Source organism: Marinilactibacillus sp. Marseille-P9653, from assembly GCF_916618885.1.
In the GTDB taxonomy this organism is placed as follows: domain Bacteria; phylum Bacillota; class Bacilli; order Lactobacillales; family Carnobacteriaceae_A; genus Marinilactibacillus.
Genome location: NZ_CAKAKH010000001.1, coordinates 980,004 through 1,001,675, shown reverse-complemented (window position 1 = coordinate 1,001,675; position 21,672 = coordinate 980,004). Strand labels below are relative to the sequence as shown.

The window sequence follows — 21,672 nt, the reverse complement described above, 5'->3', positions numbered from 1 at the left end:
TATTATATATAAAGGAGTCTGATATGAAGCGATCTGAACATAAAAATAAAGAAAAAACAGAAGAGACTTCTTCAAAGCGAGGATTTTTTTATTACTTCGATATCTCTTATCGAGTTATCAAGACCCTTGTCGTACTATTTTTTGTCACTCTATTGATTGGGGGTTCTCTGGGAACAGGTGCAGCTATTGGATATTTCGCTTCACTTGTAGATGACAGCGAAATTCCTGAATATAGTGAAATGGAGTCTCAAATTGATGACTTCGTTATAAAATCCACCATGTACTATGCGGGTGGTGAGGTGATCAGTGATGTTCGAAGCGATTTAATTCGTACTTCAATCGATTTGGATCAAATGTCTCCTTATGTAAAAGATGCCATCATTGCAACTGAAGATGAATACTTCTATGAGCACAATGGAATTGTTCCAAAAGCCGTTGCCAGAGCACTAGTACAAGATTTAACAAATAGTGCTTCAAGTTCGGGTGGCTCTACCCTTACTCAACAGCTAATCAAACAACAGCTTGTAGGGAGCGAAGTTTCTCATTCCAGAAAAGCCAATGAGATTTTGCTTGCCATGCGACTTGAGAATGCTTTATCAAAAGATGATATCCTGCAGTCTTACTTGAACATATCTCCATTTGGTCGTAACAATAAAGGCCAAAACATTGCCGGGGTTCAAGAAGCAGCTCTAGGTATTTTTGGTATTCCAGCCTCTGATCTGACCCTTCCGCAAGCTGCTTTTATTGCAGGCCTGCCGCAAAGTCCAATCAGCTACAGTCCTTACACTCAGACAGGAGATCTCAAAGAAGATCAAACTTATGGTTTGAGACGATTAAATGAAGTTCTGTTCCGTATGTTACGCGAAGGCTATATCACTGAAGATGAGTATAACGAAGCACTTAATTATGATGTTACTGGGGACTTTATCGAAAGAGAAGCTAGCGATGGCGACGATACCTCTTATGTTTATGACCTAGCTATCAAAGAATCTACTAAAATTCTTGCTCAAGAGTTTATTAAGCAAGATGAAGTCAGCGCTGAAACATTAGCATCTGATGAAGATTTAAGAGACGAGTATAATGACCGTGCTGAATCTGCCTTAAGAAATGGTGGTTACAAAGTTTATACAACGATTGATCGTGACGTTCACCAAGCAGTGGAACAAGTTGTAGCTGAGCAAGTTGATACATTGGGATCTGAAAGAACCTATACCTATGTAGATTCTGATGATGTTACACAAACTGCTACTATGCCGATACAAGTCAGTGGATCGTTAATTGATAATGCTACCGGAAAAGTTCTTTCCTTTATAGGTGGGCGTGATTATGATTCATCAGTGTTTAATCGAGCGTTTGAAGCTGATAGAAGTCCTGGTTCCATTATTAAACCGCTCGCTACTTTTGGACCTGCTTTAGACATTGGTTTAATAACACCAGCTACAATTATTCCAGATACTCCTGTTACCTTTCCTATTCAAGGAAGTGAGGATTACGAACCGACTAATGCCGGTCCTATAACCAATCGCTGGATGACTGCTAGAGAAGCTTTAACGATTTCTCAAAATATTCCTACACTTAAGATTTACAATGAATTAAAAGAACAGGTTAACCCAGTTGAATACATGAATAGAATGGGGATCGATGAGATTCCCGCAGATGCATATAGTCAGAACCTCTCTACTGCTATTGGAGGGGTAAGTAGTGGACCGGCACCGGTAGATTTGATCAGTGCTTTTTCAAGTATTGCGAATAACGGAGCGCATGTCGATCCTTATGTAATTGAAAAAATCGAAGACAGCTCTGGCGAAGCTATCTTCCAGCACCAAACTGAAGAAACACAAGTATGGAGTCCTCAGACCAATTATCTTCTATTAGATATTTTGAGAGACGTTCATACTGATGGAACAGCTAGAGGAACAATTAGTCAATTGAATTTTGATTCCGATTGGATTTCTAAAACAGGTACATCCGGTACGTCTGACAAAGTCGATGATATCTGGTATATCGGTAGTACACCTAGAATCACATTTGGAACATGGATTGGTTATGATAATAAAGTCGTTGGTTTAATTGACGAGTTTGGACAATCCGCAAGTTTAAGAAATAGAAACTTCTGGGCTAAAGTCGTTAATCGCGTTTACGAGACAAAACCAGAGCTATTAGGCGCTGGCGAACAGTATGCTCAACCAGAAAACATTGTTCAACAATCCGTTCTTAGCCAAACGGGTATGTTACCCGGTACGGTCGAACTTCCTGGTGGCGGTACACGCTCTATATCTGGTGAAACATTCAATGAGTATTTCAATACTGCTCACTTGCCTCAAACCACCACTTATGATTTTGCAATCGGTGCTACTGATGAAGAATTAAGTGAGTTCTGGGGATCTGCAGGATCCAATAATACGGAAGATGACATAAATAACTCGGATGAAGATGAGGACCCTTCCCCTGCTCCGAATACGAATGAAACAAATGAATCAGCACCTCCAGAAGAAGCTGTACCAGAACCTCAAGAACCAGAAAGCCAAGAAGCTCCAGAAACAACTGAACCGGAACAAGAGGTAGAACCTGATCCAGAACCTGAAGAAAACACAGAGGGCGAAGAGCCTAATGAAGATACCGAAGAAACAACGGTTCCTGAAGAGCCGGAAGAAGAACCAGATAATTCCGATGAAGAAAATGGTGGAACAGCCCCACCTGAAGATTCAGATGAGGGCGAGGGAGAAACTCCAGAAGATCCTCCCTCAGACGAAGACTCAACTGATGATAATAATTCATCTGATGAACCCGAAACAGAGTAAGAAAAAAGGCTTGAGGAAAATTCCTCAAGTCTTTTTATGTGTTCTAAACTTCTTTAGTTGTTCCTTTATCTGCGATGTGGAAAGGAAGTGTAATCGTCTTTTCGTCCACTTCTTCTTTGTTCATCAGTTTAGTTAATAGGCGCATAGATACTGCTCCAATATCATATAAAGGTTGAACAATCGTACTTAATTTAGGACGTGTCATGTCTGTTAATTTAGAATTGTTTGAAGTAATCAATTCAAAATCTTCTGGAACACTGACATTTCTATCTAGAGCTGCGTTCAATATCCCTACTGCCAACTCATCATCAGCTACTACAGCAGCTGTAACGCCTGCTTTTGAGATTTGCTCGTAAACTGCATCTCCAACTTTATAGGTGTATTCTGATTGGACAACCAACTCTTCGTCATATTCAATGCCTGCTTCTTTCAAGGCTTCTTTATATCCTTCAAGTCGATATTGACCATTTATCGGTTCATCGTGACTTTCAGATATGAAAGCTACTTTTTTATGGCCTTTTTTGATCAAAGTTGAAACGCTCTCTTTAGTCGCTGATTTATAATCAATATTTACACTACCGACTTGGCCATCTGGATCAACTGTTCCCGCTAAAACAACTGGTGTACGAGAACGAGAAAATTCTGCACGTAACTCTTCAGTGATCTTATTTCCCATAAAGATAACACCATCAACTTGTTTAGCAAGAAGTGTATTCAGTACTTGAACTTCTTTTTGTTCGTTCTCATCTGAATTCGCTAAGATAATATTGTATTTATACATTGTCGCAATATCATCAATCCCTCTAGCAAGGGAAGAAAAATAAAGATTTGTAACGTCCGGAATAATAACGCCTACTGTTGTTGTTTTCTTACTAGCTAGTCCCCTAGCTACTGCATTGGGTCTATAGTCTAGGCGATCAATAACGTCCAATACTTTTTTTCTAGTTGTTGGTTTTACATTAGGATTACCATTAACTACTCGAGACACTGTTGCCATAGATACTCCAGCTTCTCTCGCTACGTCATAAATTGTAATTGTTTGTTTATCCATCGTTTTCTCCTTTTAGTTTCTTAGTTTTTATAAGATTTTTTAAGTCATTTACACATCAAGCGCAAAGTTTGCCATTCTATCTAATTATTACTTTAGCAAAGCATGAAAGAGATTTCAAGAACAATTATCTATTTTCATGAAATTTTCTCTATTTTTTTCAGAAAAGGCTTACTTTATTTATTATGCCCTCTCATTATAATCATGTTACAATGGAAATATCAACTAATATGTAGGAGACGATGTATATTATGAATCAATCATTGCAAAAATTAAAAACTAAAATGACCGAACACGAGCTCGACTTGATCTATATAGATGAACCTAATCTTGTAGGATATTTTACTGGATTTGAAAGTAATCCTCATGAACGCGTGCTTGCATTATTTTTAATGAACAATAATATCTTTCTTTTCACTCCTAGTCTAGAAGCTAAAGATGCTGAAACTCACTCTTCTATCGAAACTATTGTTAGCTATAAAGACGAAGAAAATCCTTGGACAATTATTGAATCTCATTTATCTTCGTATGATCAGCCAATTAAAAGAATGGGGATCATTGAAAACAATTTAACGGTAGAACGTTACAATCACTTAATGCATAGTACAAACGCTCAAGAAACGATGGATATTTCTTCTGCGATTCAAGATATACAGTTGATCAAATCTACCGATGAAATCAATAAAATGAAATATGCTGGTGAAATGGCAGACAAAGCACTAGAAATTGGTATGAATGCTTTAAAGGTTGGAATTAGCGAGCAGGAAGTGGTTGCAGAAATTGAATACGAAATGAAAAAGCGTGGTATCTCTGAGATGAGTTTTCAAACGATGGTCTTATTCGGTGATCACGCAGGTAGTCCTCATGGAAATCCTGGTGAAAGAACCTTAAAAGAGCATGAATTCGTGTTGTTTGATTTAGGTGTCGTTGCCGAAGGCTATACAAGTGACGTTACACGTACGGTGGCATTCAAGTCCGTTTCTCAAGAGCAAAAAGATATCTATGAAGTCGTTTTATCTGCTCAAAAAGCCGCTCAATCTGCTGTTAAACCTGGGATGACTACTGGAGCATTAGATGAAATAGCACGTTCTATTATTGAGGAAGCTGGTTACGGTGATTTCTTCACGCATCGTTTAGGACACGGTTTAGGTAAAACCGTTCATGAATACCCTAGTTTATCTAAAGGCTCTACAATGGTCGTAGAAGAAGGCATGTGCTTTTCCCTAGAACCTGGTATTTACATTGAAAATCAGATTGGTGTTCGTATTGAAGACTGCGTCTATGTAACAGCTGACGGTTGCATTCCTTTTACTCGTACTAATAAAAATTTGATTACGTTATAGTTAAAAACGAAATTGAGACTTAGATCTTCAATAAAAAGCACGCTCCTACTTTGTCAGGTAACATACTTGATAAAGTAGGAGCATGCTTTTTTCACATTATTTCACATTCGAAAGTGTATCTTTGACAGTATCTTTTGAATTTTTTTTAAGAACTGAAATCTTTCCATCAGTTTCTAGTATAACTGCAGATATGGACTCCATTGAATCTACACCTTGTGAACGCACGGCTTGTAATATTTCCGCTTTAGAAATTCTTTCTTTTTTCATTTGTCTGTTATCATATTGATTATCATAATATATTAGTGCTGGTTTTGATTTTAATAAATTACTGACTGTTTCGGAGCGAACGGATAGCCAAGTTGAAATAAATTGCAGGCCAATTAGTAAAAAGAACGTAGTGACTCCTTGCCAAAGATTCGTTTGGTTGTTAATTAGAAGACTTGAAACCGTAGATCCCAATGCAACGGTAACTACAAAGTCAAAAGCATTCATCTTCGACAGTGTTCGCTTACCCGATATACGCAATACAAATATCATTAAAACATAGAAACAAACTCCAACTAGTAGTAATCTAGTAAATTCTTCTAGTGTCATACTTCTCACTCCTTCCTATTTTATCTTAACATTTCATATACAGAAAAAAGAGACGCACATAGTATTGCGTGCATCTCTTTTGATACTAAGTTTTATTGATTAAATCCCTACGTTAGTATTTGTTGTTTCTTTATCGTCATTACCATTTTCTTTTGTTTGTTCAGTACTTGTATTTGCAGATCTTTGTCCTTTGCTTTCGCTGTCAGACATTTTCTTTTCATCGTAGTCAAATGACATTGTACGTGACTCTGCACCTTCAACATCTGAATTGTACTGATCAGATTCTTTAGAATCTCCAGAATTTTCTTTACCACCTTTGACGGTGTCTTTAGCTTTTTCTGCCATAGAAGCAGCTTCATTTTTTATATCCTTTAAAGTACTTTTGTTTTGATCTTTCCCATATGAATCAGCTACTTGTTCGTATGTTTTTTTAGCGTTCTCAAGATACTCAGTACCTGTTTTTTGAGCAGTATCTTTTAAGTCCATGCCTTTTTCTTTTGCAATATCTGCATAATCTTTTACTTGGCTTTTAGCACGGTCAGTTTGTTGAGATAAGTCTTCGCGAAGCTCTTTACCAGATTTTGGTGCAAATAGTAATGCACTTACTCCTGCAATTGCTGCTCCAACGATTGTTCCTAGTAAAAACCCTTCTGATCTATCTTGTTTTCCCATGATTATTCGCTCTCCTTCTAAATTCTATTCTATAACAAAATTTGTGTTTCGAGATCCCTAACCATCATCTAGATTATTAGATCACATTTATTTTGCTATAGTATTACTGACTTTTTTCGCTACACCCATTTTTGCTCCACGCTTAGATGCGCCAGCTAGATGAGTTGTTAAGTTTCTTGTAGAATCGTTTAGGCTAGAAACTGAAATTCCTAAATCTCCTACTGCCTTGAATACTGGATCTGTAAGACTAAGCTTACCATTCACATCGTTAAGAGTTGTGTTTGTTTTATTTAACAATCCCTCAACTTCAATCAGTAAATGATCTGCATCCTTAGTAATCGTTCCAATACTTTTATTGGCTTCTTCAATTGTCGTATTTAATTCTGATACAACGCTTGCTACTTTGAATAATACGTAACAAAGTCCTAATACCAAAACAGCAAATGCTACAGCGGCAATTAAAGCAGCGATTTCTCCACCTGTCATAACTATCCCTCTTTCCTTTTTTGATTACAAAATAAGAATACCACTCTACAAATCTAAAAAGCAAATAGTAAGATTGTTAATTTCCATACAGGCACAAAATGCCTAGTATTAAATAAACGTTTCTGTTTAAAAGAGTCGATATAAAAGAGCGTGATTAGTATATAATTGTCTATATTAAACAAACCTAAAAGGAGTGTAATACATGCAAAAGAACGATTCAACTCCCGAAAAAGGAAAGCGGTTTAATAAGAAAGCATTTTATAGTATCACCGGTACTTTGACAGTACTTATGGTTATTGCAGCTACACTTTACATAAATCACATGAACTATTGGCCTTATAATAACGATAAAATCAGAGGATTACCTGACGAACATATACGAGCGGGTCTCGGTAATCATTCTAGTGTTGAAACCTTATTGTTTAGCCAATTAGCCGCCTACGAAATGAATTATTCAGGATCAGAAGTTAAATTTTATGCAGAACACTATCACTATGATGAACGTCCAGAAACGATTGGTTTTGGGTCTATCTCTCGTTTTGAAGGCGATAACTCAATGGGTCAATTGATATGGGGACTCACCGATCTCAAAACTACAGATTTTGATGAGAATCCATCATTTGGTCATTTATACGCTCATCTTGAATTATCTGGATCTTCATTGTCCTTTAATGACTCGCTTTCTATCCTTCCAGAATTTACAGAAGGCCTTGCTACAAGTGATTTCATAGGTTCAGAACCGATAGAAATAAAAAAAAACCAGCCTATTCCACTTTTAGGGTGGTCTTCGGATCTCACTTCTTACTCCGATTATGAGTACAGTATCTCTCCAGATGCTATGGCGGATAGAGAAGATTATATTGTTTTGTATCTTGAGTTTAAATAACTTAATACTTATATCACCAAACTGACTTAAGGAGATATCTTATGAAAAGCAAACCAACTATAAAGCAAAACAAAAAAAATAAGCTAACTAAAACAACAATATTATGGAGCTTGTTTCTATTAGTTATAGTCGTTTCACTTGGTTTTTATATGTTTCAGTACAATATTGGTCCGTTTAAGGGAGATAAAATTGGAGGTCTTCAAGATAATCACCTCCGTACACTCTCTAGTACTGGTGAACCTCATACCTTGCCATTCGATTTTTACGGCGAATATGAATTGAATTATGAAGGAAAAGGTGTTGAACTATACTTAGATTATTATGAAGCAGGTTCTAAAACTGATAGTCAATTACTAACCTCCATAAGTACAGAAGGACAATTTAATTTCGGCGGTCTACTTTTTTGGGGGGTGACTCCAGCGAGAGAAGAAGATCCGTCTGAATTTGAAGATATTTTTGCCAAAATGAATCTTTCATTCAGCCAATCTAGTACAAGAACTGCAATGGATTTCTTTCCTCAAACTAATGAAGGTGCCTATGCTTATGTCACTCCTAGTGATGGAAGTAAGGTATTAACTAAAGACAAGCCTTTAATGCTTTTAAGTTATACTTCAGATGGTTCTACTTATTCTACTTACGAAGATTTTTTCAATGGAGATACGCCTAAAAATAACGACACTTTCTTACTCCTTTACCTTTTACCGATTTAATCGATTCTTATAGTATATTTCTAGAAATGTACCTTTATATTTGGTACAATCATTTTATTGTTTATAAACGAAGGAAAGAGTATGTAAAAGGAGTTTTTAAATGTTTTTAGCAACAACTGATCCGGTACAAGGAATTGAAAAAGGAATAGATGAGCAACTCAAAGGATTTAGCAAGATTTGGAACGATATTGAATGGGATACTATAATGGTTAACGGGGTTCTTCTTTTACTGAAGGTTCTGTTAAGTGTTATATTATTCTTCATCTTAAAAAAAATCGGTAGTGTTGTGATTGAAACTGTCTTTAAAAAGTACATTAAAGAAAAGCACAATGTACCCAATCGATACAATACTCTCTACAAATTAAGTAAAAATTTATACAATTCAATACTTTACTTCTTTTTAGTTTACGCGATACTAGAATTGATGGGTATTCCTGTTGGAACTTTAGTAGCCGGTGCCGGAGTTATTGGTTTGGCACTATCACTTGGTGCTCAAGGATTTGTATCTGATATCGTCAATGGGTTTATGATACTCCTAGAGAAACAGCTGGATGTTGGAGACGTGGTTAAAATCAACGACATCATGGGTGTAGTAGAAGATGTGAATCTTAAGACGACTAAACTGAAAGATTTCGATGGAACAATCCACTTTATTCCTAATCGTGCCATCACAGTAATTAGTAACCGTTCCAGAGCTGACATGAGAGTTATGCTTGAGATCAGGCTGTTTCCGAATACCAATCTTGATCACGTTAGAACCATCATCGAAGATGTGAATGCCAAATTCATCCCTCAATATGAAGAAATTACTGTTAAACCGACAAATATTTCTTTCGTACCTGTAGGCTCTGGTCAAACTGCTGTCCAAATCATTATGTATACAAAAGCGGGGACAGAGTTTGCGATTCGAAATACATTTTATGAAAAATATGTGGACGCTCTATCAAAAGAAGGCATCGATCTTCCAAAAATCAATATGGATTTAGCTTCTCAATAAAATAGAAAACGGACGAATCGAAAACCGATTCGTCCGTTTTTTTATTTCTGTGTTCCCGTTTTGCTTTTTTCTGTTACGTCATACATACGCTCAAATTCATGGGCAATACGATTTGTACCTTTTAAGATTTCGCTTCTAGTAATAATTCCTTTGGTATGTCAACACTTTTTTGAACAAAAATTATAAGGTGTAAATGATGATTGAGTTCACTTTCCTTTTGCCTCTCTAACTGAATGAGAGGCTAGTTTCGACCAGCTGGGGAACAACGGATTTGCAGACTTCCATTTCAGACTGTTCCTGTTCCCAATCTTTTCGATAATCGATAGGAGATTCGTAGTCCAATGATCCATGTGGGCGAAAATGATTCCACCAATGGACGTAGTCCATAAGTTGGACCTGCAGTTCATAGAGTGTATGGAATGTGTTGTCGTAGACAAATTCAAACTTAAATGATTTATACGTGGACTCCGCTACGGCATTGTCGTAAGGATTCCCTTTTCTACTTAACGAGCGCACAATATCAAAGGTATCCAGTAACTCATCAATAGTATGGTTGTCGAATTCTTTTCCCCGGTCAGTATGGAACACGTTGACCGTATGTAAATCACCCTTAACTGTAGCGAGAGCCTGCAGGACTAAGTCAGCTGTCTTAGTGGGACCAGCAGAATACCCGATGATCTCGCGGTTAAACAAGTCTAAAATAAAACAAACATAGAACCACTTATTGGCAACTTTGACATAGGTCAAGTCCGTGACGATAGCTTTCATCGGCTCTTTCGGATTGAACTCACGGTTCAATGCGTTTTCAATCTTCGCTTGATTGACTCCACTCTTTTGTGGTTTGTATGATGGTCTATCATACTTGGACACCAGATGAAACTTTTTCATAATGTGTCCAATTCTCCGACGAGATACGATAAACGCACGCTTCTTCAATCTTTTCTTCAGTTTACGCGTGCCATAATTGTTTTTGCTTTTGGCAAACTCTTCAATAATCGCTTGTTCGAGTTCCGCGTCACTTTCTTTCTTTATTACTTCGTAATAATAAGATCCTCTACTGATCTTAAGGGCACGGCACATCGCTGATATAGAATAGTTATGTTTGTTGCGTTTGATTACTTCGACTTTCGCCCGAATATCAGCGCCGCTTGCTTTAAAATATCATTTTCCATCTTAAGCTGGGTATTTGCTTTCCTTAATTCTTTCAATTCTTTCTGTTCAGGTGTTAAGTTATCTCTTTCTTTGAATGAACCGGTTTGACTATGTTGACGTACCCATTTGTCAAAAGCCGATCCTGTAAGATCATATTCTTCTATGATTTCTTTTCTTGATTTTCCTGCTTTGTGTAAATCAACAATTTGTTTCTTAAATTCTTCTGTATAAGTTCGACGTGGACGACGAGTAGACATGATAGATTCCTCCTGTGTATGTTGTGTTTAGTATACACACCTTATCTTTTCTGTCCAACTGAGTGTAACCTATCCACTTTAAAGGTTTTTTCTTCATCGATCACTGTTATAAAAGCATGGTTCACTAACATATGCAGCACATTTTCCAATTCAAAATCTTCGTAAACAAACGGAAAATCTTTTTCCATGATTTCTTCTACCATGATTTCTCCGAGCTTTTCGAAGTGAACATCTTCTATCTCCATGATGGCATGCATGATGGATGGCATTGAAACGAGCCCTTTCATTCTAGACTTTTCATCTAACACTGGTACGACCGCATATTTATCTGTGGTTAGAATAAGTAAAGCGTGGTTTAGTCGATTCTTTGTTCCTACGACAGCAACTTGTTCTGCTGGCTTAACTAACTGATTATCCTGATCAATTAGTAAAGATTTGATTTTCTCACCAATCATAATTTCACTCCTTGTAACCGTTATTATCCGTATCTTATTTTACTACCTTCTTCATAGATACACTAACTTTATCTAGAAATAAGAGAAGATTCTTAGATTCTTTTTTAACAAACTTAACTTATCCTATCTGAAAGTATTGATTTACTGCAAAAATTTTATTTAGCTTTGTTTTATTCAATAGATTTCTACACAGAAAAAGAGAGTAGACGGATCTACCCTCTCTAAATTCAATACTTATATTTAAAAAACTATAGAGTGATTTTTTCGGATAACTGGTCTAGCTTATTATGATCGGTATCGTAATAAGTGACTCCTCCAGTTTTCCCTTCCATCTCTACTATTGCATAACTACCTTTGTTGATAGGCCCTCTTGGTTGAGTCAAACTCCCTGGGTTAATGAAATAGATACCGTCTTCACGATCTACTCTAGGTATATGCGTGTGGCCATAGAATACTAATTTTACATCTTCTTTTTGCGCTTCCTGTTTCAATGCATCAAAAGATGACTTAACATTGTGTAAGTGACCATGTGCGACCATTAGTTTCTGTTCGTGAAAGCTTTCAACTCTTGTTTCTGTAAAGGCATTTGTCCTATCCATATTCCCTTTAACAGTATGATAATTTTGCCACAATGGATTTTTTTCATCAAATTCTGAATCTCCACAATGAACCCAGACATCTACTTGTTCTGAATAAATCGATAAAATTTCTTCCATGAAATAACGATCTCCGTGATTGTCACTTACTGCTAATATTTTCATTGAGTCTACTCCTTAAGTTAATTTGACATCCATTCTGTTAGAACTTTTTCTAATTTTTTAACTGCAAGTGCTCTGTGACTGATTTCATTTTTTTCGGCTTCAGACAACTCACCGAGCGTTTTGTCTTTTTCTGGTACATAGAATAAAGAATCATAGCCAAATCCATTGTTTCCTCTAGGAATACCAAGTATTCTACCTTCTAATTCTGCTTCTATTGTTAAGCTGTCTTTATCTGGTGCTGCTAATGCTAGCGTACAGTGAAATTGAGCTGTTCTTTCACTTTCAGGCATTTCAGCTAACTCACCTAATAGTTTTGCATTATTTCGAGCATCGTTTTTATCTTCTCCCGCAAATCTAGCAGAATAGATTCCCGGCTGTCCATGTAGTAAATCTACTTTAAGGCCTGAGTCATCGGCAAGGACCATCATTCCAAGTGCTTTGGAGATACTTTCTGCTTTTAATAAAGCATTCTCCGCAAAAGTCTCTCCAGTTTCTTCAACACTTTCCAGTTCTGGATAATCATGTAGCGTCCGAATTTCGAGCCCTCTTTTTTCAAATATAGATTTGAATTCTGCTGCTTTACCTTTGTTTTCTGTTGCGATTACAATATAGTTCTGTTTATCTTGAGTCATGTTTTGATTTAGTTCCTTTCAATCTTTTAATAGAGATATGTTCTACTGTACAATCCTTTAGTTCTAACCATTCTGATGCAATGTCTTTGAACATATTGACAGAACCAGTAGTGTAAAATTTACGTTCATTAGGATAGTCTGATTTTTCTTCAGCCATATCATAATAATCTAGTAGCACGCTGACTTCATTAACCGTTTCTGCACCTGAATCAATCAACGTAACCGAGTCCCCAATTACGTTTTGAATTAGCGGTCTCAGTAAAGGGTAATGCGTACAGCCTAATACAAGTGTATCCACTTTTTTCCTTCTTAAATCTTGGAGACTTTCTGTAACGACCTTTTTGGCAATTGAACTACTGAACTGGTTACTTTCTATCAACGGTACGAATTTTGGACAAGCTTCACTGAATACTTCTGTATTCGCTTGTTTTTTTGTGATGGCCTTTTTGTATTCACCAGATTGTATCGTTCCTTCAGTACCAATGACACCAATCCGGTTAAGTTTTGTTGTTTTGATTGCAGCACGACTACCCGGTAAAATCACACCAATTACGGGGATATCCAGTTCTTTTTTCAAGTCTGTTAGTGCAGCTGCGGTAGCTGTATTACAAGCTATAATAAGCATTTTGATATTTTTTTCTAGTAAGAACTTTGTAAGGTCCCAAGTAAATTCTTTGACCTGTTCTTTTGGTCTTGGGCCGTAAGGACATCTTGCAGTATCCCCTATATAATAAAATGATTCATTGGGTAGTTGTTTCATCGCTTCTTTCATGACAGTGAGTCCACCAACACCTGAATCAAGTAATCCTATCGCTTGTTTTATCATCTTCTGACAACCTTTTTAAACCATACTTTGATAAGTCAGTTTATCTAGTATCGTTATGTTCTTGACCTACTCTTATCGCTCAGGTCAACTTTATAATACACTATATTTTCTCTCTTTTACACAAAAATCGCAAGTAGAACGTCGTATAGAACTTATAATCATAATAGAATCTTGATGAGATCACCTTTACGCATTCAGTTGGTTAACTTTTAATTTTGTTAGAAAAGATAACGCATCTGCGTTATAATAGTTTAGATAAGAATAGTAAATGTTTGAGGTGAGTTTATTTTGGCAGAACAAAACGATGAACAGCAGTTTCAGGCAATTACTCTATTAAGAGATCAATTGCTTCCAAATCTATTAGGTAATGACATAAAGGATATTTTGTATTGGGCCGGAAAAGAGCTAGCCCGCAAAAGTCCATCCGAAGATGAAGCGTCTCTATTTTCGAAATTTGAGCAAAATGGCTTTGGAGAACTAACCTTTGTGAATGAAAAAAAACAAACGCGTGAATATGTATTATCGGGAGAAATTATAGAAGCTAGACTGAACAAAAATGAGTCTGTTTCATTCTCGCTTGAAGCAGGATTTTTAGCACAGCAACTTCAAGATATTCACCAGCTTTTCACTGAAGCAATCTTTGAAGTTAAACCTAAAAAGAAACAGGTCTACTTATATATCCAAACGGATCCCAAAGAACCTATTTTGTAATCATAAAAAAAGATAAGTCAATTCTTGCTGAGGCATAATAACACTCAGTTTCGGATTGTCTTATTTTTATACAAAAAAAGCGTTCAAAAATCAAGCTAAATGATTAGCTGAATTTTCAAAAACTCTTGATTACTTTACTATTCAATTTTTAATCAAGCATTATAAATTTACATTTAAACTTACGCTGTTCAAAGTGATTTCAGTACCATCTTCATCAAATTTTATGAATCGTACGACCTGAGCATTCCAAGACATCAAATCTTGTAAGGAGTAGTCATTCTTTCTCAACACGACATCTAAGGGACAATCAATTTCATCATCGGCGTTACGGAAAACATCTCTTGCTTCTACTGTAAGATGTACGGTTTTGTCTTTACATTCAACGACATATCCATAATCTATAGTATCTTCCAGTTCGGTCTTAAGGGTTCTATTTTGGGTCATTATTACTCACTCCGCTTCTTCCTTAAGTAGATATATATAAGGTATTTCTTGCTTTTAAAGGATAATTTGCTTATTTTAAATCGGATTATATTAACATAGTTATAATCCGAGCAACTCTAAAACAATTTACCTTGATATATATCGTTAAATTAAGCTTAACTCAAATTCTTTAAAATTGATACTCATTAGGCAAATTTGATGACAATTGTTATTTGGCTGTTGAAAAGTTGACACATTTTAAACCCAGAAGATAGTGATACATTAGCACTAAAAAAACAGCCCGTTATTTAGTATTGCTGTAAAGAGTACTAGTACAACTAGCAACCCTTTATATCAGCAGATTAAATAAGGACTGTTTCTCAGTATTTATCTTAAGTTACTTGTGTTTAGCAAGTGTAGACTCAATTTGTTCTTTACTGTGATAACCAATTAATTTCTCCACAACTTCTCCGTCTTTTTTAACTAATAGCGTTGGGATACTCATAATTCCAAATTTACCTGGAGTTTCAGGGTTTGCGTCAACGTCCATTTTATAATATGAAACGTCTCCTGCTGACTCTTCATCTAATTGATCGATAACTGGTGATTGCATACGACAAGGTCCGCACCAAGTAGCCCAGAAATCAACTAATGTTAATCCTGCGTCTGTTTGTTCTTCAAAAGTATTATCTGTTAATTCTTTAACCATAATGATATCCTCCTATTCTTACTAATAAAAAGTAAGTTTTTATTGCAACAAAAACAGTATACCAAAGATTAGACAAAAAATCTAATCTTTGAGCTATATTTGCTGATTTGTCATAAATTTATTTAAAAGTCACGTTTGTAGCACCGCTACCACCTTGGTTCGCTGGAGCATCTCCGTAAGTTTTTACTTGAGAATGTTTTTTCAAATAATCTTGAACGGCCTTTCTGACTGCTCCAGTCCCCATTCCGTGAATAATGGTAACTTTAGGGTAATTAGACAAAATAGCTTGATCAAGATATTGATCTAATCGGTTTAGAGCTGATTCCACTCTTTCTCCTCTTAAGTCTATTTCTGTAGATACAGAGCCCATAGAATATGATTTCAATGAAGCACGAGCTTGTTTTGGTTCTTTTTCAGCTTGAGTCTGCGTAAGATCGCTTTCGTTCAACTTCATCTTCAACATTCCCATTTGCACGACCCATTGCTTGTTACCAGATTTTTCAATCAAAATACCCTTTTGACCTAAAGATTCTACTTGAACAGAATCTCCAGGTTTCAATTCTTTTTTGCGTTTTTGCTTCTGAAGCACTTTATTCTTCTTTAAGGCCGCTTCTTCTGTCTTTAAGTTGGCTAGTTTCGTCTGAGCATCTATGAATTCGTGCTCTTTGATATTTGCGCCTGCTTGTCCTTCGAGCTGTCTCTGTCTCAGATTTTCTATGATATCATTAGCGTCTTTTTGGGCACGCTCAATAATTCTATTAGCTTCTGATTCTGCTTTCTTCTTAAGACTTTCTTTTTCAATCTCATAATCTTTGAATGCCGTCTTCAATTCCTCATGAATCTTCTGAGCATTTTTCAGTTCTTCTTTAGTAGATACTGTTGCTTGATCTGCTTGTTTTCTTTTTGTTTCCAGATCTTGAATCATTTCATCAACACTCTGACTTTCACCACTCATCAATTGTCTAGCTGACTCGATGATAGCCTCTTCAAGCCCTAATCGCTTAGCAATTTCAAATGCGTTACTTCGTCCTGGTATTCCTATTAATAATCGATACGTAGGACTCAAAGTTTGAACATCAAACTCCATACTCGCATTGATCGTCTGAGGGCGATTATACCCATAAGCCTTTAACTCAGGATAATGTGAAGTGATCAGCACATAGCTACCTTTAGCAGCTATTGCATCCAGCATTGCGATTGCTAGAGCAGCACCTTCTTGAGGATCTGTACCAGCTCCTAGTTCGTCTAGTAAGATCAAACTGTTTTCATCAATTTTACTTAGTATATTGACGATGTTCGTCATATGAGATGAAAATGTCGATAAACTTTGTTCAATCGACTGTTCATCACCAATATCTGCAAATACACTTGAAAAAACACCCATGACACTTTCTTCTTCTACAGGAATCTGCAATCCAGATTGTCCCATCAATTGAAGTAAGCCAAGTGTTTTGAGGGCAACTGTTTTTCCCCCTGTATTTGGTCCAGTAATGATCATCGTTTGATACTGTTCACCTAGAATCAAATCATTTGCTACGACGTCATTTTCTTCTAGTAAAGGATGTCTTGCCTGAATAAAGGAGACATGATTTTCTTTACTAATCAGTGGTCTAATTCCTTTGATTTCTCTTGCATACTTCGCTTTAGCATTCACAAAATCCAGAAAAATCAAAACCGTCATATTTTGTTCGATTTCAGCTGTGTGCGGCATAATCTCATTGGTTAATTCAGCAAGAATTCTTTCCACTTCACTACGCTCTTCACTTTGGTATTGTTTTAGACGATTATTCAAATCCACAACACTTTGTGGTTCGATGAAGAGCGTTTGGCCAGTTGAACTTTGGTCATGTACAACACCACCAAAGGTCGATCTGTTCTCGTGCTTCACTGGAATCACGTAACGGTCATTTCGCATAGTAATGATCGCATCTGTCAGAAACCTTGCCTGACTCCCTCTAACGATACTCTCAAGCTTCTGACGTACTCTATTTTCAGTTTGTTTGATAGCCGTTCGGATACCTCTTAACTTCGTACTTGCGTCATCTAAAACGTATCCACCTTCATCTACAACTGAGTAAATGGTTCTTTCAAGCGGTCTTAATAAGACAAACTGATTACTGATTTTATAAAGCTGGTTTAATTCTATTTCGTCTTCTTTTAATTGGGTAAAGAATTGGCTGATTTCTCTTACACTCCGGATTACTTTACCGATTTGAGCTATCTCTTGGCCATTCAATGCAGCACCGATATTCGCACGTTTCAAGTGCGGTCTGATATCTAAGAAGGGTGATAATGGAATGCCCCCACGCATTTTTAGTATTCTGACACCATCGTCAGTCTCTTCTTGTCTTGTTTTCACTTCTTCATAATCTGATGAAGGAGAAAGTGCTAGGATTTTTTCTTTTCCTAAACTTGAAACTGCATGAGTCGATAGTTGATTCATTACTTTAGGAAAATCCAGTGTTTTGAATGATTTTTCGATTTTCATCTTCATTCTATCAAGCCTCTCTAATTCGTATTAACAAGTACCGACAAAAAAAGTGTTGCTGGATACGTGCTTTAAGCCTACGTATACCAGATCAACACCATTATATTGTCGTCTGATGCTTGTACATTTTAAACTTATTCAATAATGCCGTCTTCTCTCAAGCCTTCTTGGATCCACCATTCGTATAGATTAGAAGATAGTTCTGGAGTATCAGACACGATTTTTTTTGCGATTGTACTAGACTCAAACTGATTTTGAATCCAGCCTATTGGTACAGTAGACAATAGGAATAAAACTAGAAAAATCCCAACATATTGGACGATTAATCCGATGATCGCGCCTCCTATGGCATTCAGCTGTTTTAATATTGGAATCTCTGAAATGAAATTCAGTAGCCCCCCGACAAAGCGTGTTGCGATCCAACCAATTATCAAGATTCCTATAAAGCCAACACCATTATAAAACCCTTGATCTAAATTAAAAGTAATCTCTCTTCCATATAAAACGAAAGGATTATCTGTAGCTGAAACTGGACTCGGATATGGCACGAGCATTCTTACAAATTCGCTTACTTCTTGGTAATACTGTAATGCGAAATAAAAGGATATTGAGTATCCAATTGTTAAGACTAATTGTAAAATCAGTCCTCTTCTTGCTCCGCTATAGAGCGATATGAGTAATAAAAACAATATAATTAAAGTGAATACCATGGTACTTTTGCTCTCCTTAATGGCTAAACGATCAAATTATGTCATGAGCGTTCATTTTCCAATTCATTTATTCTTTCTTCGAGTTTCACTATTTTTTTCTTCATCTCGAGTTGATCTGAAACAGCGTTGATTGCCATCAATATAGCTCTCTTCTCTGAATCGAGACCTTTAGTCATTTCTTTCAGTTGGTTCATTTGTTCGTCCACTGTCTGAGCAACAGTCTTCATATGTTGCTCAGAGCGTGGCCCTACGATCGTATACGTTTCGCCAGCAATTTCAGCTTTGAACCTTCTCTTTTCTTCAGGCATAGACCTGCCTCCTAGATATACAAATTCCTTATTATAATAACATGAAAAAAAAGAACTTGCACCAATTGCTTATTATTTACCTCTTTAGGCGCTTCAATATTCCTGGTATTTCTAAACTTCATTCATCTCATTATGGACTTTTTATTGCTGATTCGAAGGCAAAAAGCGATCAGGTAATCCTGAATATCAGGATTACCTAATCGCTTTGATAGGATTCGTTCTCTTTTCAAAACGCAAAAGGTCGCGTTATTTTAGAACTTAGTTGAATACACTTACCTTCTTTTAACGTATCTCAGCATCCAGTTCTTGAACAAGGGCTGCTTTTACTTTTTCAAAGTCTTGGTTCACTTCATCTTCTTTTAAAGTTGCTTCAGGATTCAAGTACGATAGTGAATATCCTAGGGATTTTTGACCTTCTTGGATATGTTCTCCTTGATAAAGATCAAATAACTGGATGTTTCTCAGCCATTTCCCACCGTTTGCTTCGATTGTCGAGATCACTTGATTGTGCGTCACCGTATCTTGAACAAGCAAGGCAATATCACGAGAAGTTCCAGGATATTTTGGAATCGTTTGGTAACGAACGGGGTCTTTGTCAGCTTCAACAAGTGCTTCAATGCTCATTTCGAATACAAAAGTATCCCCTAAATCAAATTTCTGTGCAATGAGTGGATGGATTTGTCCAATAACACCTACCACATCATTTCCGATACAAATTTCAGCTGTTCTTCCAGGGTGGAAGTCTTCTAGTGTTTTAATAGCTGTAAACGAGATTTTTTCACTGAATCCAATAGACTCAAGTAATTCTTCTACAATCCCTTTTAAAGTAAAGAAGTCAACAGACTGTGCTTTTGACTGCCACGTATGTTCAGATAAAGATCCTGTAATCAGACCAGCCACGTGTTCTTCCTCAATAGGCAAGGCTGACGCTTGGTTTTCGTAGAATACATGTCCTACTTCATACAAAGCACTATTTTTAGTCTGACGTGCCGAGTTGTAAGCTGCATTATCAATTAGACCACTAATTAAGCTCAGTCTTAGTGACTTGTGTTCTTCACTCATTGGCCAATCCAATTCTGTTGTTTTAGAAGGTTTCAAACTAAATCTTGCTGCTTTTTCAGGAGTCGTTAGTGCATAACTGATTGTTTGAGCCAGCCCACTGCCTTCAAGGAATCTACGTATGTGACGCGTTTGACGTTGTTTATCCGTTAATTCTCCTGGAGTAGATTCCATCACAGGTAGTGTTGAAGGAATCTTGTTATAGCCATAAATACGTGCCACTTCTTCAAGAAGATCTGCTTCAATCGAAATATCCCATCTTCTCAAAGGTACTGTTACAATAAACTGATCTTCAATCAATCTATAGTCAAATTGTAACCTTATAAAGATTGAAGCCACTTCTTCAAGAGAAAGAGCCGTTCCTAGTGCATGATTGATTTTTGTAACAGTGATAGAAACTTCTTTTTTAGTTGCCTGTTGATCGTTTGCTCCAGCTACTCCAGAAATAATTGTACCCTTACTTATTTCTGCCATTAAAACAGCTGCATGATCCAAAGCATCTTGAATAGTACCTAGATTCAATCCACGTTCAAATCTTGAACTCGACTCACTTCGAAGATTCAATGATTGGGCCGTTTTACGGATCAAAGAAGATTCAAAAACTGCTGATTCTATTAGAACGGTACGAGTTGTTCCGGTTACGTGCGTATTTTGACCGCCCATAACCCCTGCTAGTGCAACAGGTTTACTTCCATTGGTCACAACTAAGTTCTCAGTTGTCAAAGTTCTTTCTTGTCCATCGAGTGTTGTCATTGTCTCATCATTTTGCGCTCTTCTTACATGAACTGCTTTGGAATCCAATAAATCGTAATCAAAAGCATGCAATGGTTGTCCGTATTCCAGCATGATATAGTTTGTAACATCAACGACCGAATCGATTGGACGTATCCCAGCACTCATCAGTCTACGTTGTAACCATAACGGACTTTGGGTAACGGTTAGATTCGTTACGATACGCGATTTATAGTACGGTGTGTCTTCTGGGTTTTCAACAGAAACACTGATCCATTCTTCTATCGAACTCGATGGATCTTCTGATACATGGATGTCTTCAAAAGTCGGCACTTGAGACAAGATCGCACCAGCTTCAAAGGCTACGCCACGCATACTCATTGCATCAGCTCTGTTCGGTGTAATATCTAAATCGATCAATACATCGTCAAGTCCTAAATAAGTTAATGCACTTTCACCAACGACAGCCGTTTCCGGTAAAAGATATAAGCCATCTTCTGCATGCTTTGGAATCACTGAATCTGAAAATCCAAGTTCATCAAGCGCACATAGCATACCGTTCGAAACGTGTCCTCTCAACTTACTTTTTTTAATTTTGAAATCACCTGGAAGTCTTGCACCAGGAAGAGCCACGATGACTTTCTGGTCTTTATCTACGTTAGGAGCCCCACAAACGATTTGGTACAGTTCTGATTCGCCAACGTCCACTTGTGTAATGTTTAAGTGATCGGAATCTTCCATTTTTTCAATGGATTTCACTTCTCCAACTACAATGTTTTTTAAGCCTTTGCCCATTTCGATGAGACTATCCACTTCGATACCAGTCAACGTAATCTGGTCAGCAAGCTTTTCAGGCGTTGTATTTTCTAAATTCAAATAATCTGATAGCCAGTTATATGATACTTTCATTTT

The 21,672-nt window shown here is 36.8% G+C and carries 21 protein-coding genes; 6 read left to right on the top strand and 15 right to left on the bottom strand.

Translation table 11 applies throughout. From position 1 onward, the window contains the following. The first annotated feature begins 23 nt into the window (after nt 1-23). Nucleotides 24-2,801: a transglycosylase domain-containing protein gene (locus LG377_RS05045; RefSeq protein WP_225743592.1), complete on the top strand. Its 2,778-nt coding sequence runs from the start codon at nt 24-26 to the stop codon at nt 2,799-2,801. Nucleotides 2,802-2,844: 43 nt separating this feature from the next. Here LG377_RS05045 and ccpA read toward each other — a convergent pair whose 3' ends face one another. Continuing rightward, nucleotides 2,845-3,852, bottom strand: coding sequence for a catabolite control protein A (gene ccpA, locus LG377_RS05040; protein WP_225743591.1), 1,008 nt, complete (start codon nt 3,850-3,852; stop codon nt 2,845-2,847). A gap of 248 nt (nt 3,853-4,100) precedes the next feature. Between ccpA and LG377_RS05035 the strand changes: the two genes are divergently transcribed. After that, on the top strand, nt 4,101-5,192 hold the full coding sequence (locus LG377_RS05035; protein WP_370632538.1) for a M24 family metallopeptidase: 1,092 nt from the start codon (nt 4,101-4,103) through the stop codon (nt 5,190-5,192). Nucleotides 5,193-5,288: 96 nt separating this feature from the next. Here the strand turns inward: LG377_RS05035 and LG377_RS05030 are convergent, their stop codons facing one another. The 3 genes from LG377_RS05030 to LG377_RS05020 form a co-directional block, all read right to left on the bottom strand. Further along, a complete protein-coding gene (locus LG377_RS05030; RefSeq protein WP_225743590.1) occupies nt 5,289-5,786 on the bottom strand; it encodes a DUF421 domain-containing protein in 498 nt (165 codons plus the stop codon). Between the two features lie 99 nt (nt 5,787-5,885). Then, nucleotides 5,886-6,458 carry a YtxH domain-containing protein gene (locus tag LG377_RS05025; protein WP_225743589.1) on the bottom strand — a complete coding sequence of 191 codons (573 nt, stop codon included), beginning with the start codon at nt 6,456-6,458 and terminating at the stop codon, nt 5,886-5,888. An 87-nt stretch (nt 6,459-6,545) separates the two neighbouring features. Beyond that, nucleotides 6,546-6,944: a DUF948 domain-containing protein gene (locus LG377_RS05020; protein WP_225743588.1), complete on the bottom strand. Its 399-nt coding sequence runs from the start codon at nt 6,942-6,944 to the stop codon at nt 6,546-6,548. Nucleotides 6,945-7,146: 202 nt separating this feature from the next. Here LG377_RS05020 and LG377_RS05015 point away from each other — a divergent pair, with 202 nt between their 5' ends. From LG377_RS05015 to LG377_RS05005, 3 genes are all read left to right on the top strand, one after another. Next, nucleotides 7,147-7,830 carry a hypothetical protein gene (locus LG377_RS05015; protein WP_225743587.1) on the top strand — a complete coding sequence of 228 codons (684 nt, stop codon included), beginning with the start codon at nt 7,147-7,149 and terminating at the stop codon, nt 7,828-7,830. A 41-nt stretch (nt 7,831-7,871) separates the two neighbouring features. Continuing rightward, nucleotides 7,872-8,540 (top strand): hypothetical protein, encoded by a 669-nt coding sequence (locus tag LG377_RS05010; protein WP_225743586.1) that lies wholly within the window; start codon nt 7,872-7,874, stop codon nt 8,538-8,540. 100 nt (nt 8,541-8,640) lie between these two features. Continuing rightward, on the top strand, nt 8,641-9,537 hold the full coding sequence (locus LG377_RS05005; protein ID WP_225743585.1) for a mechanosensitive ion channel family protein: 897 nt from the start codon (nt 8,641-8,643) through the stop codon (nt 9,535-9,537). Between the two features lie 225 nt (nt 9,538-9,762). Here LG377_RS05005 and LG377_RS05000 read toward each other — a convergent pair. The 5 genes from LG377_RS05000 to racE all read right to left on the bottom strand — a co-directional run bounded on the left by LG377_RS05000 (nt 9,763) and on the right by racE (nt 13,620). Continuing rightward, nucleotides 9,763-10,946 (bottom strand): IS3 family transposase gene (locus LG377_RS05000; protein ID WP_225742756.1). Its coding sequence is split into 2 segments (ribosomal slippage): nt 9,763-10,661 and nt 10,661-10,946, totalling 1,185 coding nucleotides; the frame shifts between segments, so codons are not numbered across the junction. A 41-nt stretch (nt 10,947-10,987) separates the two neighbouring features. Then, a complete protein-coding gene (cbpB, locus tag LG377_RS04995; RefSeq protein ID WP_225743584.1) occupies nt 10,988-11,401 on the bottom strand; it encodes a cyclic-di-AMP-binding protein CbpB in 414 nt (137 codons plus the stop codon). A gap of 248 nt (nt 11,402-11,649) precedes the next feature. Then, nucleotides 11,650-12,162 (bottom strand): YfcE family phosphodiesterase, encoded by a 513-nt coding sequence (locus tag LG377_RS04990; protein WP_225743583.1) that lies wholly within the window; start codon nt 12,160-12,162, stop codon nt 11,650-11,652. 17 nt (nt 12,163-12,179) lie between these two features. Continuing rightward, complete coding sequence (locus tag LG377_RS04985; RefSeq protein ID WP_370632537.1) at nt 12,180-12,794, bottom strand: XTP/dITP diphosphatase; 615 nt, start codon at nt 12,792-12,794, stop codon at nt 12,180-12,182. After that, on the bottom strand, nt 12,781-13,620 hold the full coding sequence (gene racE, locus LG377_RS04980; RefSeq protein WP_225743582.1) for a glutamate racemase: 840 nt from the start codon (nt 13,618-13,620) through the stop codon (nt 12,781-12,783). The genes LG377_RS04985 and racE overlap by 14 nt, the downstream gene beginning before the upstream one ends. 288 nt (nt 13,621-13,908) lie before the next feature. Between racE and LG377_RS04975 the strand changes: the two genes are divergently transcribed. Further along, nucleotides 13,909-14,331 (top strand): DUF2507 domain-containing protein, encoded by a 423-nt coding sequence (locus LG377_RS04975; RefSeq protein ID WP_225743581.1) that lies wholly within the window; start codon nt 13,909-13,911, stop codon nt 14,329-14,331. Nucleotides 14,332-14,490: 159 nt separating this feature from the next. Here LG377_RS04975 and LG377_RS04970 read toward each other — a convergent pair whose 3' ends face one another. From LG377_RS04970 to pheT, 6 genes are all read right to left on the bottom strand, one after another. Beyond that, nucleotides 14,491-14,775, bottom strand: a complete 285-nt coding sequence (locus tag LG377_RS04970; protein WP_225743580.1) for a hypothetical protein — start codon at nt 14,773-14,775, stop codon at nt 14,491-14,493. A gap of 376 nt (nt 14,776-15,151) precedes the next feature. Then, complete coding sequence (gene trxA, locus LG377_RS04965; RefSeq protein WP_225743579.1) at nt 15,152-15,463, bottom strand: thioredoxin; 312 nt, start codon at nt 15,461-15,463, stop codon at nt 15,152-15,154. A gap of 118 nt (nt 15,464-15,581) precedes the next feature. Next, a complete protein-coding gene (locus LG377_RS04960) occupies nt 15,582-17,957 on the bottom strand; it encodes an endonuclease MutS2 (RefSeq protein ID WP_225743578.1) in 2,376 nt (791 codons plus the stop codon). A 128-nt stretch (nt 17,958-18,085) separates the two neighbouring features. Then, nucleotides 18,086-18,661 carry a CvpA family protein gene (locus tag LG377_RS04955; protein WP_225743577.1) on the bottom strand — a complete coding sequence of 192 codons (576 nt, stop codon included), beginning with the start codon at nt 18,659-18,661 and terminating at the stop codon, nt 18,086-18,088. A 41-nt stretch (nt 18,662-18,702) separates the two neighbouring features. Continuing rightward, on the bottom strand, nt 18,703-18,969 hold the full coding sequence (locus LG377_RS04950; protein ID WP_225743576.1) for a cell division protein ZapA: 267 nt from the start codon (nt 18,967-18,969) through the stop codon (nt 18,703-18,705). A gap of 282 nt (nt 18,970-19,251) precedes the next feature. Continuing rightward, nucleotides 19,252-21,669, bottom strand: coding sequence for a phenylalanine--tRNA ligase subunit beta (gene pheT / locus LG377_RS04945; RefSeq protein ID WP_225743575.1), 2,418 nt, complete (start codon nt 21,667-21,669; stop codon nt 19,252-19,254). Nucleotides 21,670-21,672 lie beyond the last annotated feature (3 nt).

Bases quoted from the DNA above. Each gene is read 5' to 3' on its own strand.
- cbpB (WP_225743584.1), bottom strand. From the start codon at position 11,401: ATGATTGGTGAGAAAATCAAATCTTTACTAATTGATCAGGATAATCAG.
- LG377_RS05010 (WP_225743586.1), top strand. From the start codon at position 7,872: ATGAAAAGCAAACCAACTATAAAGCAAAACAAAAAAAATAAGCTAACT.
- LG377_RS04970 (WP_225743580.1), bottom strand. From the start codon at position 14,775: ATGACCCAAAATAGAACCCTTAAGACCGAACTGGAAGATACTATAGAT.
- LG377_RS05030 (WP_225743590.1), bottom strand. From the start codon at position 5,786: ATGACACTAGAAGAATTTACTAGATTACTACTAGTTGGAGTTTGTTTC.
- LG377_RS05020 (WP_225743588.1), bottom strand. From the start codon at position 6,944: ATGACAGGTGGAGAAATCGCTGCTTTAATTGCCGCTGTAGCATTTGCT.
- pheT (WP_225743575.1), bottom strand. From the start codon at position 21,669: ATGAAAGTATCATATAACTGGCTATCAGATTATTTGAATTTAGAAAAT.
- LG377_RS05005 (WP_225743585.1), top strand. From the start codon at position 8,641: ATGTTTTTAGCAACAACTGATCCGGTACAAGGAATTGAAAAAGGAATA.
- trxA (WP_225743579.1), bottom strand. From the start codon at position 15,463: ATGGTTAAAGAATTAACAGATAATACTTTTGAAGAACAAACAGACGCA.
- LG377_RS05035 (WP_370632538.1), top strand. From the start codon at position 4,101: ATGAATCAATCATTGCAAAAATTAAAAACTAAAATGACCGAACACGAG.
- ccpA (WP_225743591.1), bottom strand. From the start codon at position 3,852: ATGGATAAACAAACAATTACAATTTATGACGTAGCGAGAGAAGCTGGA.
- LG377_RS05015 (WP_225743587.1), top strand. From the start codon at position 7,147: ATGCAAAAGAACGATTCAACTCCCGAAAAAGGAAAGCGGTTTAATAAG.
- LG377_RS05045 (WP_225743592.1), top strand. From the start codon at position 24: ATGAAGCGATCTGAACATAAAAATAAAGAAAAAACAGAAGAGACTTCT.
- LG377_RS04955 (WP_225743577.1), bottom strand. From the start codon at position 18,661: ATGGTATTCACTTTAATTATATTGTTTTTATTACTCATATCGCTCTAT.
- LG377_RS05025 (WP_225743589.1), bottom strand. From the start codon at position 6,458: ATGGGAAAACAAGATAGATCAGAAGGGTTTTTACTAGGAACAATCGTT.
- LG377_RS04950 (WP_225743576.1), bottom strand. From the start codon at position 18,969: ATGCCTGAAGAAAAGAGAAGGTTCAAAGCTGAAATTGCTGGCGAAACG.
- LG377_RS04985 (WP_370632537.1), bottom strand. From the start codon at position 12,794: ATGACTCAAGATAAACAGAACTATATTGTAATCGCAACAGAAAACAAA.
- LG377_RS04960 (WP_225743578.1), bottom strand. From the start codon at position 17,957: ATGAAGATGAAAATCGAAAAATCATTCAAAACACTGGATTTTCCTAAA.
- racE (WP_225743582.1), bottom strand. From the start codon at position 13,620: ATGATAAAACAAGCGATAGGATTACTTGATTCAGGTGTTGGTGGACTC.
- LG377_RS04990 (WP_225743583.1), bottom strand. From the start codon at position 12,162: ATGAAAATATTAGCAGTAAGTGACAATCACGGAGATCGTTATTTCATG.